Source organism: Streptomyces sp. NPDC101237, from assembly GCF_044767465.1.
Taxonomy (GTDB): domain Bacteria; phylum Actinomycetota; class Actinomycetes; order Streptomycetales; family Streptomycetaceae; genus Streptomyces; species Streptomyces gramineus.
This window is the reverse complement of record NZ_JBIWNY010000013.1, coordinates 219,637-233,547: the sequence shown is the minus strand read 5'-3', so window position 1 is coordinate 233,547 and position 13,911 is coordinate 219,637. Positions and strand designations below refer to the sequence as shown.

13 protein-coding genes are annotated in these 13,911 nt (G+C 72.0%); 11 read left to right on the top strand and 2 right to left on the bottom strand.

What is annotated here, in order from left to right; all coding sequences use genetic code 11:
• Positions 1–16: 16 nt before the first annotated feature.
• The 6 genes from ACIRQ9_RS21850 (at position 17) to ACIRQ9_RS21825 (ending at position 5,371) form a co-directional block, all read left to right on the top strand.
• Positions 17–844 (top strand): roadblock/LC7 domain-containing protein, encoded by an 828-nt coding sequence (locus ACIRQ9_RS21850; protein ID WP_404175800.1) that lies wholly within the window; start codon positions 17–19, stop codon positions 842–844.
• On the top strand, positions 837–1,226 hold the full coding sequence (locus tag ACIRQ9_RS21845; RefSeq protein WP_404175705.1) for a DUF742 domain-containing protein: 390 nt from the start codon (positions 837–839) through the stop codon (positions 1,224–1,226). The genes ACIRQ9_RS21850 and ACIRQ9_RS21845 overlap by 8 nt, the downstream gene beginning before the upstream one ends.
• A 5-nt stretch (positions 1,227–1,231) precedes the next feature.
• Positions 1,232–1,792: an ATP/GTP-binding protein gene (locus tag ACIRQ9_RS21840; RefSeq protein ID WP_365294004.1), complete on the top strand. Its 561-nt coding sequence runs from the start codon at positions 1,232–1,234 to the stop codon at positions 1,790–1,792.
• Between the two features lie 8 nt (positions 1,793–1,800).
• The gene (locus ACIRQ9_RS21835) at positions 1,801–3,177 is read left to right on the top strand and encodes a cytochrome P450 (protein WP_404175701.1); all 1,377 of its coding nucleotides are present in this window, start codon (positions 1,801–1,803) and stop codon (positions 3,175–3,177) included.
• Positions 3,178–3,266: 89 nt separating this feature from the next.
• A complete protein-coding gene (locus tag ACIRQ9_RS21830; RefSeq protein ID WP_404175698.1) occupies positions 3,267–4,514 on the top strand; it encodes a cytochrome P450 in 1,248 nt (415 codons plus the stop codon).
• Complete coding sequence (locus tag ACIRQ9_RS21825; protein WP_404175694.1) at positions 4,511–5,371, top strand: enoyl-CoA hydratase/isomerase family protein; 861 nt, start codon at positions 4,511–4,513, stop codon at positions 5,369–5,371. Before ACIRQ9_RS21830 ends, ACIRQ9_RS21825 begins: the two co-directional genes overlap by 4 nt.
• 60 nt (positions 5,372–5,431) lie before the next feature.
• Here the strand turns inward: ACIRQ9_RS21825 and ACIRQ9_RS21820 are convergent, their stop codons facing one another.
• Positions 5,432–6,760, bottom strand: a complete 1,329-nt coding sequence (locus ACIRQ9_RS21820) for a M14 family zinc carboxypeptidase (RefSeq protein WP_404175690.1) — start codon at positions 6,758–6,760, stop codon at positions 5,432–5,434.
• Between the two features lie 210 nt (positions 6,761–6,970).
• Between ACIRQ9_RS21820 and ACIRQ9_RS21815 the strand changes: the two genes are divergently transcribed.
• Positions 6,971–8,134, top strand: a complete 1,164-nt coding sequence (locus ACIRQ9_RS21815) for a HesA/MoeB/ThiF family protein (protein ID WP_404175687.1) — start codon at positions 6,971–6,973, stop codon at positions 8,132–8,134.
• Positions 8,131–9,360: a hypothetical protein gene (locus ACIRQ9_RS21810; protein ID WP_404175685.1), complete on the top strand. Its 1,230-nt coding sequence runs from the start codon at positions 8,131–8,133 to the stop codon at positions 9,358–9,360. The genes ACIRQ9_RS21815 and ACIRQ9_RS21810 overlap by 4 nt, the downstream gene beginning before the upstream one ends.
• Before the next feature lie 145 nt (positions 9,361–9,505).
• Here ACIRQ9_RS21810 and ACIRQ9_RS21805 read toward each other — a convergent pair whose 3' ends face one another.
• Positions 9,506–10,507 (bottom strand): LacI family DNA-binding transcriptional regulator, encoded by a 1,002-nt coding sequence (locus ACIRQ9_RS21805; RefSeq protein ID WP_404175682.1) that lies wholly within the window; start codon positions 10,505–10,507, stop codon positions 9,506–9,508.
• Positions 10,508–10,754: 247 nt separating this feature from the next.
• Here ACIRQ9_RS21805 and ACIRQ9_RS21800 point away from each other — a divergent pair, with 247 nt between their 5' ends.
• Genes ACIRQ9_RS21800 through ACIRQ9_RS21790 form a run of 3 tightly spaced genes read left to right on the top strand, consistent with a single transcriptional unit; the run spans position 10,755 to position 13,904 of the window.
• A complete protein-coding gene (locus ACIRQ9_RS21800) occupies positions 10,755–12,089 on the top strand; it encodes an ABC transporter substrate-binding protein (RefSeq protein WP_404175679.1) in 1,335 nt (444 codons plus the stop codon).
• Positions 12,090–12,096: 7 nt separating this feature from the next.
• Complete coding sequence (locus ACIRQ9_RS21795) at positions 12,097–13,047, top strand: sugar ABC transporter permease (RefSeq protein WP_362172222.1); 951 nt, start codon at positions 12,097–12,099, stop codon at positions 13,045–13,047.
• Between the two features lie 50 nt (positions 13,048–13,097).
• Entirely contained in the window at positions 13,098–13,904 is an 807-nt protein-coding gene (locus ACIRQ9_RS21790; RefSeq protein ID WP_404175797.1) for a carbohydrate ABC transporter permease, read from the top strand.
• Positions 13,905–13,911: the final 7 nt, after the last annotated feature.

Below are 13,911 nucleotides of genomic sequence, written 5' to 3'. Positions count from 1 at the left end.
GCCAGACCTGTCCTGGATGGTCCAGGACATCGTGGACAACGTGCCGAGGGCACGGCACGCGGTGGTGCTGTCCGCGGACGGCATACCGCGCGGGGCCACGGACGGCCTGACCGGCCAGGACGTGCGCACCATCTCCGCCGCCATGGCCGGCATGCAGTCGCTCAGCCGGGCCACCGCCCACTTCGCCGGACCGTCGCAGGACCGGCGGTGGACCCAGACCGTGATCGAGTTCCAGCACGGCTGGGTGTTCCTGATCGGGGCCGGGCAGGGCGCCTACCTGGCGGCCGCCGCGGAGCCCGACGTGGACATGGAGCAGCTCTCGTTCCGTATGAACCGGCTGGTCTCCCGGCTGGGCAACAACCTCACGGCCCCGCCGCGGGTGACCGCCGGCGACCCGGCCCCGGACGGCGGCGACCCCACGGCACCGCGGGACGGCGAGCCCGGATCGGTCTTCGTCCTCGCGGAACTGGACAAGGCGGTGGCCTCGGTGCCGGGCGCCCTGCACGCCCTGCTGCTGGGCGCGGACGGTCTGCCGCGCGGCGCGAGCGCCGGGATCGGCAGGAACCTCGCCGACACCATCTCGGCCGCCATGACCGGCATCCACGCCTACAGCCGGGCGACCGCGCCGTTCGCGGGCGGGCAGCAGGACGACGAATGGATCCAGACCGTCATCGAGTTCGAGCACGGCTGGGTGTTCCTGATCGCGGCCGGTGAGGGTGCCTTCCTCGCCGCGGCCGCCGAGCACGGCTGCGACATCGAGGAGTTCACCGTACGTCTGAGCGACACCATGCCCGCGCTCGTCGCGGGGCCGGGCGCTCGGGGAGGGAGGACGGGCGATGCATGACGACGACCTGGACGGCGAGCTGGAGCTGACGGCACCGTTAGTCCCCCTCTTCGTCATCGCGCAGGGGCGCGCACTGCCACGCGACAGCGAGTACGAGCACACCACCATCATCACGGCCCAGGACGGCGCGCAGGCGACGGCCCGCACGCTGGCCCCGGAAGCCCGCACGGTGCTGGACCTGATCGAGGTCGGCTTCCTCTCGGTGGCCGAGGTCGCCGCCCACACGCAACTGCCCCTGGGCATCATCCGCATCCTGCTGGCGCAGATGGCCGAGGAGGGCCTGATCCACGTACGGAATCCGGTGCCGCATGCCGAACGCCACGACCCTGTCCTGCTCACCGCCGTGCTCGACGGCCTGATGCGCATTCGAACCGGAGCGTAAATCCCGTGTATCTGGATCCCGACGTCTCCCGCTCCGTGAAGGTCCTGGTCGTGGGCCACTTCGCGGTCGGGAAGACCACATACATCGGAAGTGTCTCCGAGATCGAGCCGCTGCAGACCGAGGAGGAGATCACCGAGGCCAGCGAGGGCCTCGACGACCTCTCCGAGACGCCGGACAAGACGACCACGACCGTGGCGATGGACTTCGGGCGTCTGACCCTCAGCGAGGACCTGGTCCTCTACATCTTCGGAACCCCCGGTCAGGAGCGGTTCAAGCAGATGTGGGAGGGGCTGTCCCGGGGTGCGCTGGGCGCGCTGGTCCTGGTGGACCCCGACCGGCTGGAGGAGACGTTCCCGGTCCTGGACCTGGTCGAGGCGTTCGGCCTGCCCTACGTCATCGGCGTCAACACCTTCGACGGCAAGAGCCAGTTCCCGCTGTCCGAGGTGTGCGAGGCACTCAACATCTCCGAGGAGACCCCGGTCATCGACTGCGACGTCCGTGACCAGGACTCCTCGATGCAGGCACTCATCACGCTCGTGAAGCACCTCTTGTCCTCACTCGGCTAGGAGCCACCATGCAACAGCCCTTCGACTCCGCCGGGATACCGGCCGGTTGCCCCGCGCACGGCAACGTTCCGCTGCACGGGACGGAGTTCGGCTCCGACCCCGAGAGCACGTACACCCGGCTGCGCTCCCTGGGGCCGAGCGCCCCGGTGGAGATCGCGCCGGGCGTCGACGTCGAGCTGGTGACCAGCTACGACGCGAGCCTGTACATCCTGCAGAACCCGACCCTGTTCGTGCGGGACTCGCGCCGCTGGAACGCCCTGAACGAGGGCCGGGTGCCCGCGGACAGCCCGGCGCTGCCCATGATGGGCTACCGTCCCAACGCCCTGTTCAGCGACGGTGCCGCGCACGCCCGGCTGCGGCAGGCGGTCACGGACAGCCTGGCCACCGTGGACCAGGGCCGGCTCGTCCGGCTGACCCAGCAGTCGGCCGACTACCTGATCAGCCGGTTCAGCTCCGACGCCCTCGGCCAGGCCGAGCTGATGTCCGCCTACGCCCAGCCGCTGCCCCTGCTGGTCTTCGGCGACCTCTTCGGCTGCCCGCCCGAGATCGGCGACCGTGTCATCGCCGGCATCACCGGCATCTTCCAGGGCACCCCGGGCGCCGACCAGACCCTGGGCGGCGCGCTGGCCGAGCTGATCGCCCTCAAGCGCCGGGAGCCCGGCGAGGACCTCACCACCCGGCTGATGGTGCACTCCGCCCGGCTGACCGACGAGGAGGTGCTGCACCAGCTGGTGACCCTGCTCTCCGGCGGCACCGCGCCGCTGTCCGCCTCGATCGGCACCAGCACCGCGCTGTACCTCAACGACGACTGGCCGACCGGCCTGCCGGTCGAGGACGCGGTCGTGAAGACGCTGTGGAACTACGCGCCGATCGCCAACTACGCGGGCCACTACCCCACCCAGGACGTCGAACTCGGCGACCGGACCCTGCGGGCGGGCGACCCGGTGCTGATCTCCTTCGCGGCCGCGAACACCGACCCGCGGCTGACCGAGCACCGCGAGAAGCTCAGCTCCAAGGCCCACCTGGCCTTCGGCGCCGGCCCGCACGCCTGCCCGGCCAAGGACCCGGCGTTCATGATCGCGGCCACCGCCGTGGAGTCCCTGCTCAACCGGCTGCCCGACGTCGAGACGCGCGTCCCGTTCAAGGATCTGGCCTGGGTGCCGACGCCGTGGAGCCGTTCGCTGGTGACCGTGCCCATCCGGTACACCCCGCGCACCGTGCCGCCCGCGGCCGGCGCCAGGCCCGCGGCACCGTCCTCCGCCGTGCCGGCGCAGTCGGCCGCCGGCTACGCGCAGCAGGCCCCGGCCGGCCGGCCGTCGCACGCCGCGCCGCGCCCGAAGGGCGGTCTGTTCAGCCGCTTCCGTGCCTGGATGAATGGCGAGTGACGTAAGTAACCCTACGAAAGCACTGTGTTATTGGATGCTTCAATCGTTCCGCGGGTACGGATGGCGGCTGGCAGAAAGGAGCCGTCATCGTGGGGAGTGTCACGACTCCGTCAGTGGACCGTCGGGCCGTCATCTCCCTGTTCTCCCGTCTTCGGACGGCTGAAGGACAGGCCGATCCCTTCCCTATCTACGCAGAACTCAGGGCGCGTGGCGCGGTCAGCCCCGCGCCCTGGGGTGGTCACCTCGTGACCAGCTACGGCACCTGCGACCAGGTACTGCGCAACGGCGCCTGGCTCGAACCGGACACCGCGTGGCGGGAGCGGCAGGGGGCGCGCACCCGCTGGAGCGCCCCCTCCTCCCGGGAGATCAGCCGCACGCTGCCCGCGCTCAACCCGCCGGAGCACACCCGGGTGCGCCGGTCGGCGGGCAGCTTCGACCGCTCCACCGTCGACCGGATCGGCCGCCGGGTCGACCAGGTGGTCGAGCGGCTCCTCGACACGCTGCACGAGCGGCTGCGGGAAGGGGAGGCCGACTTCGGGGCGCTGGTGAGCGACGAGCTCCCGGTGGCCACCATCGGCGACTGGCTCGGGCTGCCGAGCGCGGACTGGCCCCGTCTGCGCGAACTGACCCACGACCAGGTCTTCACCCAGGAACTGCTGCCGAACGCCAGCCAGCTGGCCCGTTCGGACGCGGCCATGGCCGAGCTGCGCACCTACTTCCTCGACCTCGTGCGGGAGCGGCGGGGGCGTCCGGGCGACGATCCCGTCTCCCGGTGGATACGCACCTGGGACGAGCTGGAGCCGGACCGTGACAAGGCCGACGAGGCGGTCTACTTCCTCGCCCTGTTCGTCCTGCTGGCGGCCCTGGAGACGACCGCGACCCTGCTGTCGACCATGACCCTCCTGCTGGTCGAGGACCCGGACCGCTGGGGCCTGCTCGCCGAACACCCGGACCTGGTGCCCGCGTTCGTCGAGGAGACCCTGCGCCACGACCCGCCGACCCATGTGATCAGCCGGGTCGCCTCCGAGGACTGCCTCCTGGAGGACACCGAGGTCCGCGCCGGCGAGATGGTCCACCTCATGGTGGGCGCCGCCCACCGCGACCCGGCCCGGTTCGCCGGTCCGGACTCCTTCGACCCGCGGCGCCGCCCGTCCCACCTGGCCTTCAGCGGAGGCATCCACTACTGCCTGGGCGCACCGCTCGCCCGGCTGGAGGCGCAGGCACTCCTGCGCCACATGATCGCCCGTCTGCCCCGGCTCACCCTGGTCCGCCGTCCCGCGATGGCGTCCCGGGTGGCGTTCAGACGCCTGCTGAACCTGGATGTATCACTGACATGAACTCGCCAATAACGTCCGCCGCCGTACCGGTGCCCGCAGCCGTACCGGTGCCCGTCGCAGGACCGGTGCCCGACGCCGACCCGCAGCACGCCCGGCCGTCCTCTCCCGAGCCCGCCCCGCTGGCGCTCACCCGGTCCGGTCCCGTCCTCCACGTCCGGCTCGATCCGGCCACCGGGGACGACGTCCTGGGCGCCGCCACCGTGGACGCCCTCATCGCCGTCCTCGACGACCTGCACGACCAGCCCGACATCCGCATCCTGGTGCTCTCCTCGCTGGGCGAGGACTTCTGCCTGGGCGCCGACCGCGGGGAGTACCGGGAGGCCCTGGCCGCCGATCCGACCGGGACCGCGGTGCGGCGGATCGCGGACAAGGCCCAGCGGCTGTGCCAGGCGCTGGAGAACACCCACGCCGTCACTGTCGCCCGGCTGCACGGCAGGGTCATCGGCGCGGGACTCGCGCTCGCCGCCTACTGCGACCTGCGCGCGGGAGCGGACGACTGCCGGTTCCGCATGCCGGAGGTCGGCCTCGGACTCGCACCCGCCTGGGGCGGCGCCATGGGCCGCCTGGTCGCCGAGGCCGGTGCCTCCCGGATCCGTGAACTCATGCTCACCTGCGACGAATTCGACGCCGACGCGGCCCACCGCCTCGGCCTCCTCCACAAGATCGCCCCGCTCGACGGGCTGGACGACGCCGTCGCGGCCTGGACCAGACCCCTCGCCCGACGTTCGCCCCAGGCGCTCGTCCTGACCAAACGCATGCTCGCCGGCTACGCGAAGGCGGCCCGTACGGCCGACACCGCCCTGCTCGACGCCCACCTGTTCGCCGCCCAGCTCACCCAGCCCCGCGCCACCCCCTAGCGAAGGGCACCGGAGAAGCCGGAGAGGAACGTCCGGCCCGGCTGCGCTCCCCGCGGAGCCTTACCGGACGGCGGCCAGCGCGCTGCCGGCCGCCGCCAGGACCGTACGGGTCTGGTGGGCGACCTGCCGGCGCACCGGCACCCGCCGCAGCCGCAGGGCGCTCTCGAAGTCCGCGGACCACGCGGTGAACAGGTCGTCCAGGTCGCGGTGCAGGCCCGGCGCGGCGGGGTCGTCCGCCGCCGCGAGCAGCCGCAGCAGCAGGCCGGCGGCGCGCAGCGGCTGGCGCCGGGCCACCACGTCCAGCGCGCAGACCTGCGCCGTCGTCAGCCCGTCCGGATCGGCGTCCGCCTGCCGGGCGAGCGGCTCCCAGGAGCCGGCGACCAGGTCGTAGAGGCCGTCGGCCATCCACTCCAGCACCCGTCGGGGCGCGCTGTCCCGGGCCGGCGGCAGGAAGGGCCGCGCCTTGTCGAGGACGGCGGTCACCTGGCGTCCGCCGTCCCGTACCAGCGCGGACAGCGCGCGCAGCGCGGCGCCCGCCTCCGGGTGCGGGGACGGGTCGTCGGCCAGGCCGGTCGCCCACAGCGGGACCTCGACGATCGCCGTGACCCCGCCGTACCGTCCGGGCGCGCACCACGTCGACGCCCCGATGTTCTCCGACCCGGCCGCCAGCCGGGCGGTGTCCCGCGGCGGCGGCAGGACGTAGACGCCGGGGCCCGGGTTCCCCCAGTACAGGGCGTCGAACGTGCCGTGCTGGAGCGGGATGCCGAACGTCGCGGCGGAGTCCTCGAACGCCGTGCCGAACCCGGGCAGCGGGCGGGTCAGCTGGGCCCAGGTGCCGCCCGCCTCGACGCTGTGCAGCGAGCACTGCAGGAGCGGCCGTACGTCGTCGATGACGTCGAACAGGGCCTGGCTCTCGGGGAGCTGGCGGGACTCGATGGGTGCCCACTCCGGCTGTTCGGCGGCGACCGGACGGTAGGCCGCGCGGTAGTAGTCGGCCGGCGTGCGGTCACGGCGGCCCGTCGCCGCCTCGATGCCCTCGCTCAGCGCCGCGCCGTCCGGGTCGAGGCACAGGACGATGTCCCAGGTGACCAGGGACAGGTCGGTCGCCGCGGCGGGCGCCGAGCCGCGCGCCGGCGGTGCGGCCGGACCGCGCAGGAGGCGCTCCGCCAGGGCGATCGCGGTCGAGCCGCCGACCGGTTCGTCGGGGTGCGGCCGGGCGACCACCAGGACGTGACGCGGACCGTGTCCCACGGACAGCATCTGGAGCGGGCGGCCGGCCCGGGACATGCCGATCCGGCGCAGCCGGCCGGTCCCGGGGAACCGGGAGACCAGCCGCCGCGCCGAGTCGGAGACTTCCGCGACCGTGAGGTAGCGGTCCGGCGTCGGCACCCGTCAGCTGCCGCCGTTGCCACCGCTGTCGCCGGTGGTCTCCTTCTTGTCCAGCGGCCGTATCTCGATCTTGTTCGGCATGCCATCTCCTCCCGACGGTGGCCCCTGGCGTGCGGTGCCGATGTCCTCTTGCCACCGTTCGCCTTACCGGTAACCCTTGTCAACACCGTTGATGCGCAAGCGAGTTGAGGTTCAGTAGATTGGCGCGAAATGACCGTACCCGCGATGCGGCGGCCTCGGATCAAGCCCGAGCACCGGGCCTACCGGACCGTCGAGGGCCATGTGCGGATCGGCAGCGTCGTGCACGGCATCGGCGCCGAGGTCAGGGATCCCGACGGCTGGGTGTGGACCCTGGTCGAGGCGATGGACGGCACCCGGAGCGCCGCGGACGTCGTCGCCGAGGTGGGCCGCCGCCATCCGGGACTGCGGCTGCCCGACCCGGACATCGCCCAGGCCATCACGGACCTGACCACCGCCGGGTACGTGGAGGACGCGGGGGCCGCGCCGCCCGCGGAACTGTCCGAGCGTGAACGCGAACGGTACGGCCGGGGCATGACCCTGCTGCGCTGGATGGACCTCAGCCCCCGGGAGAGCGCCTGGGAGCCGCAACTGCGGCTGCGCGGGGCCCGGGTGCTGCTGGTCGGCGTCGGCGGTACCGGCGGGGCCGCCGCGCGCGACCTGGTGGCCTCCGGGGTGGGTCGGCTGCACTGCGTCGAACCCGACGTCGTCGAGCTGTCCAACCTCAACCGGCAGACCCTCTTCGGCGAGCGCGACCTCGGCACGCCGAAGATCGACGCCGCGCTGACGGCCCTGCGCGCCCTGAACTCGGACGCCACGGTCACCGGCGAACGCCGCGAGGTGCGCGGGCCCGTGGACCTGCGCGAACTGCTGGCGGACGGCGCGGACGGCGCCGGGTACGACGTGCTGCTGCTGGCCGCCGACCGTCCGCCGGTGATCCGCAGGTGGGCCAACGAGGTCTGCCTGGCCACCGGCACGGCCTGGGCGGAGGCCGGATACCGCGGCCCGCTGGTCAGCGTCGGGGTCTTCAGGCCCGGCCGGGGCGCGTGCTGGGAGTGCCTGCGCGCCGCCGAGGCCGAGCGGCGCGACCTGCGGCTCGCGCCCGGCCAGGACGAGGAGGCCGCCTCGCCGCGCATGCCCTGGAACCCCGTCAACGCGGTCACCGCCGGTCTGTCCGGCGGCCTGCTGGCCCACGCGGCGCTGATGCTGCTGTGCGGGATACCGCCCGTCGAACCCGGATGCCGGTTCGGCCTCAACCTCATGCTGCCGGGCGACCCCGTCATGCAGCGCGCGCGACGCCGCCCCGACTGTCCGGCCTGCGGCGCCGCCGCCCGCCCGCCCGGGGAGCCCGCGTGAGCGGGACCGCGGCGAAGGACCGTCCGGTGATCGAGCCGTCGGCCCGGATCCTGCTGCACGACCTCGGGATCCGGCGGGACCGCGACGAGTGGATCGTGGGCCGCATGGCCACCCGGACCTTCGTCGCCCTGCCCGCGGCCGGCGCCCGCGCGGTGGAACTCCTCGGCCGCGGCCTGAGCGTGGCCCGTACCGCGGACCTGCTGCGCGCGGAGACCGGCGAGGAACTCGACGTCGGGGACTTCGTCCGGGACCTCGCCGCGCTGGGGTTCGTGGCGCGGATCGGCGACCACCCGGTGCCGGACGCCGTACCGGAGCGCGCGTCCCTGCCGTGGCTGCGTCCGGAGACGGTCCGGTTCGCCCTGCACCCGGCGCTCGCGGTGCTCGCCGTCCTGCTGCCGCTGGCCGCCGCGGGGATCCTGCTGCGCCGGCCCGACCTGGTCCCCTGCTACCGCGACCTGCTGTGGAGCCCGCACGGCAGCCTGGTCCTGGTCACCGGGGCGGCGGTGGGGTGGGCGCTGCTGTTCGCCCACGAGCTGGCGCACCTGGTCACCGCGCGGGCCGCGGGCGTGCCGGGGCGGATGCGGCTGGGCACCCGGCTGCAGTTCCTCGTCATGCAGACCGACATCAGCGGCATCGAACTCGCGCCCCGACGGCACCGGCTGACGGCCTACCTGGCGGGCATCGCCCTCAACCTGTCGGTCGCCTCGGCCCTCGTGCCGGTCCTCGCCCTGACCGACCCCGGGACGACGCTCCACCGGGTGCTGGCCGCGGTCCTGCTGCTGGCCCTGCTGCCGCTGCCCTTCCAGTGCATGGTGTTCACGCGCACGGACCTCTACTTCGTCCTCCAGGACGTCACCGGCTGCCGGGACCTGTACGGCGACGGTCTCGCCTACGCCCGCCACCGGCTGCGACGGCTGCCGCGCGTCCGGCACGCCGCCGGGGCCGCCGCCGACCCGAGCGCCGGGCTGCCCGCGCACGAGCGGCGCGCGGTCCGTCTCTACAGCGTCGTGCTGGTGGCCGGCACGGCGGCCTGCCTGGCGTTCATGGCCGCCGTCACGCTGCCCGCCGACCTCACCCTGCTGATCCGGGCGGCCCGGGGGCTGGGCCCGGACCGGGGCCTGGCACGCAACGCCGACTCGGCGGCCGTGCTGATCGTCCTGGGCGGAGTCAACGTCCTGTGGCTGGTGACCCGCTGGCGCAACCGCCGCACCCGGCGCTCCGCGTGAGGGGAGGGCGTTCGCGCAGTTCCCCGCGCCCCCTGAGCCAGGACCGGTGAGCCCACCTTCCTGGGGACGCGGGGAACTGCGCGACAAGCCCCCACCGGGCCGCAGCGAGTCGACGAGCGCACCCGGTGCCCCGCCCCCCGGAGGGTTACGCCGACTCGCGCAGTCGTAGTTCCGCTCCCACCGTCAGCTCGTCGGGGCGCAGCGGGGCGGTTCCGGTCAGGAGCCTCGCCGTCTGCTCGACGGCGAGGGCGCCGAGGCGGCGGGTGTCCAGGGCCACCGTGGTCAGCGCCGGCTCGACCAGCTTGCCGAGGCCCAGGCCGTCGAAGCCGAGGACGGCCAGGTCGCCGGGGACCCGGCGGCCGAGGCGGCGGGCGGCCCGCAGCGCGCCGATGGCGATGATGTCGTTGAACGTGAACACGGCGGTCAGGTGCGGATGCCGGGCGAGGAGGTCCTCGAGAGCACGCTCCCCGCCCTCCACGCTCTGGTCGGCGCGGGCCACCGCACCGGAGTCCAGCGCGCACGCGGACATCGCCGCGTCGAACCACTCGTGCCGGATGCTCGGCTCGGAGCGCTCGGCGTGGTCCAGCATGCCGATGTACCGGTGCCCGGCCCCTGTCAGGTGCCGTATCGCGGTGTGCACGCCCGTCTCGCCGTCGATCCGGATCGAGCTGAACCGCTCGGTCGGACGCTTGCGGTCGATGAGCACGACGGGCAGCCCGCGGGTGAGCCGCGCGATCTCGTCCTCGTCCAGGCTCAGGTAGCCCACCACCGCGTCCACCTGGGAGGCGATCACCTCCAGGGTGCCCCGCTCCTCCTCGACGCGGTCACCCGTGTCGTAGACCACGACGTGCCAGCCGCGGCCCCGGGCCGCGTCCAGCGCGGCGGCGGCGACCTCGGTGAAGAAGGGGTTGAGCAGGTCGGGGATCACCAGTCCGACGCTGAACGTGTCCTGCTTCACCAGCCCCCGGGCGAACCGGCTGGGCCGGTAGCCGAGCGCGAGGGCCGCGTCCAGGACGCGCTGTTTGGTGGAGACGCCGATCTCGCCCTTGTCGTTGAGCGCGCGTGACACGGTCTGCCGGGACACTCCCGCGGCTTCGGCCACATCGTCGATCGTCACCCTGCGGGGTCCGGTCCCCGACGGCGCCATCACTCACCTCCGTGCAGTTGCCGACGCGGCCGCGTCGCAGGGACACCGAGTATGCCGGGTCCGACGTATTGAGTCTTGACACTCCGGCGGGCCGAAGTTCAGACTCCCAATCACTTCCCGTTACCGCTCCCGTGAGCGCTCACGTTACCGCTCACGGAACCTGATTCCAACCAGAAGGCATCCGCCTCCAGGTGTCAACGTCGACCCGCCTGCCGACCCTCGCCAGGCGATCTCTGGAACGGAAGACATGACCAGCACAGTCACTCGCACCCGCCTCGCCGTCGCGGTCGCCACGGCCGGCATCGTCGTACTCGCCGGGTGCTCCTCGTCCGGTGCGCCGGACAAGGCGTCCGCCTCGTCCTGCGCACCCGCGAAGGGCAAGGTCACCCTCCAGTACTGGAACACCGTCCCGGGCATGGACAAGGTCGTCGCGCTGTGGAACAAGCAGCACCCGGACGTCCAGGTCGAGACCAAGAACATCTCCAACGACCAGTACGGCACCCTCGGCAACGCCCTCAAGGCGGACAAGGCGCCGGACCTGGCCCAGGTCGGCTACGACGAACTGCCCAACCTGCGCACCCAGAACGCCTTCGTGGACGCCTCCGCCTGCAAGGCGGCGACCGCGGCCAAGTCGAAGTTCGTGCCGTGGACCTGGTCGCAGACCAGCTTCGGCGGGACCGGCGTGTTCGCCCTCCCGCAGGACACCGGCCCGATGGCCCTGTTCGTGCGCACCGACCTCTTCAAGAAGCACGGCGTCGCCGTCCCCACCACCTGGGACGAGTACGCGACGGCCGCCGAGAAGCTGCACAAGGCGGATCCCCGCCTCGACATCACGTTCTTCGACCCGAACAACGCCGAGTGGTTCAACGGCCTGCTCTGGCAGAACAGCGCGGAGATGTACGGCTACTCCGGCGGGAAGTGGCAGGTCAGCGTCGAGTCGGACAAGAGCAGGCAGGTCGCCGACTACTGGCAGAAGCTCATCGACGGCAAGCTGGTGCGCACCGACCTCGCCAACGGGTCGACGCAGATGTACGCGGCGTACCAGAAGGACCAGGTCGCCAGCTACGTCGGTGCCGCCTGGGGCTACAGCATGTTCCGCGACAACCTGCCCAAGCAGGCGGGCAAGTGGTCGATCGTCCCGATGCCGACGTGGGGCAGCGGCGGTGCCTCCGGTGACTGGGGCGGCTCGACCGTCGCGTTCATGAAGGGCGGCAAGCACCTCTACGAGTCGGTCGAGTTCAACACCTGGCTGAACAGCGACCCGCAGGCGCTGGCGATGGAGAACGAGCTGGGCGGCCTCTACCCGGCGGCGAACGACGGGCTGAAGCTCCCGGCGCTGTCCAAGGGTGTGCCGTACTACGGCGACGAGAAGATCTTCGACGTGTTCGCCGACTCGTCCAACAAGATCGACACCAGCTTCAGCTGGGGCCCCACCCAGAAGGCCGTGAACCTCGCGCTCCAGGACGCGATGGCCAAGGCCGCCGCCGGTGACGGCACCCTGACCGACGCGCTCGCCACCGCCCAGGCCGCCGCGCTGAAGTCGATGAAGGACCAGGCCATCCCGGCCGAGGCGGGCAAGTGACCGCCGTATGACCGACATCGCGACCCGCCCGAGCCGTGCGGTGCCGCCGTCCGGGAGCCGCCGTCGCCGCCGCGACGGCGGCGGCCCCCGCCTGGGCACCGTCGCCGCCTTCGTCACCCCGTTCTTCCTGCCGTTCCTGCTGTTCTACCTGGTGCCGGTCTGCTACGCGCTGTGGCAGAGCTTCCGTGTGGTGCGCCGCAGCGGAGGCCAGTACGGCACCTCGTACACGACCTTCGGCGGCTTCGAGCAGTACGTCCAGGTCTTCCAGAACGACGAGTTCTGGTCCAGCATCGGCCGGATCGGCCTGTTCGGCATCGTGCAGGTGCCGGTCATGCTGTTCGTCGCCCTGATCATCGCGCTGCTCCTGGACACCCCGCTGCTGCGGGCCAAGGGGTTCTTCCGGATCGTCGCGTTCATGCCGTACGCGGTGCCCGGCGTGATCGCCGCGATCATGTGGTCGTACCTCTACTCACCACAGCTCAGCCCGGTCGTCGACCTGCTCGACGGCGTCGGGCTGCACCCCGACTTCCTCGGCCCCGGTGCCGTGCTGTGGTCCGCGGCGAACGTCTCCACCTGGCTGTGGACCGGCTACAACATGCTGATCATGTTCTCGGCGCTCCAGTCGATCCCGCAGGAGCTCTACGAGGCCGCCAAGCTCGACGGCGCCTCCAACTGGACGATCGCCTGGCGCGTCAAGGTCCCGATCATCGCCCCGTCGATCGTCCTGACGACGGTGTTCTCGATCATCGGCACCCTCCAGCTGTACGCCGAACCGGCCGTGCTGCGCCAGATCTCCTCGAACATCTCCAGCACGTTCACCCCGAACATGCTCGCCTACACGGTGGCCTCGGGGAACAACTACCAGCAGGCAGCCGCCATTTCCGTCGTCATCGCCGTCATCACCTTCGTCTTGAGCTTCGGGTTCATGCGACTGACCTCGAAGAAGGCCGGACTGTGAGCAACCACCCCTCCGCGAGCACCGAGAGCCGCGTCAGCCGGACCGCCGTCATGGGCCTGATGCTGCTGCTGGCCGTGTACTTCCTGCTGCCGGTCTACTTCCTGATCGTCGCGGCGACCAAGCCGCAGGGCGACCTCGCCACCACCAACGGCCTGGCGTTCTCGCACTTCAACCTCTTCGACAACCTGCACGTCCTGTTCACCCGCAGCGACGGCATCTTCGGCCGCTGGGCGCTGAACACCGTCGTCTACGCGGTGCTGGGCGCGGCCGTCGGCACCCTGATCTCCGCGCTGTGCGGCTACGCGCTCGCCAAGTTCAGCTTCCGCGGCCGGGAGTTCCTGTTCTCGGTCATCCTCGGCGGCGTCCTGGTGCCCACCACCGCGCTCGCTCTGCCGCTGTTCCTGCTGTTCTCGGCGACCGGGCTGGTCAACACCTACTTCGCGGTGTTCCTGCCCAGCATCGTCAGCCCCTTCGGCGTCTACCTCGCACGGATCTTCGCCAACGCGGCGGTCCCGCAGGAACTGCTGGAGTCGGCGCGGCTGGACGGCGCCGGCGAGTTCCGGACGTTCTTCTCCGTGGCGTTCCGGCTGATGACACCGGCCCTGGTGACCATCTTCCTGTTCCAGTTCGTGGCCATCTGGAACAACTTCTTCCTGCCGATGGTGATGCTGCAGAAGGAGTCCCTGTTCCCGATCACGCTCGGGCTCTACGAGTGGAACGGCCAGACCGCCCGCGCCCCGCTCCTCCAGCAGTCCGTGATCACCGGCTCGCTGGTGTCGATCGTGCCCGTGATCGTCGTCTTCATCCTGCTCCAGCGCTTCTGGCGGACCGGCCTCGCCGCCGGCTCCCTCAAGTGACCACCCG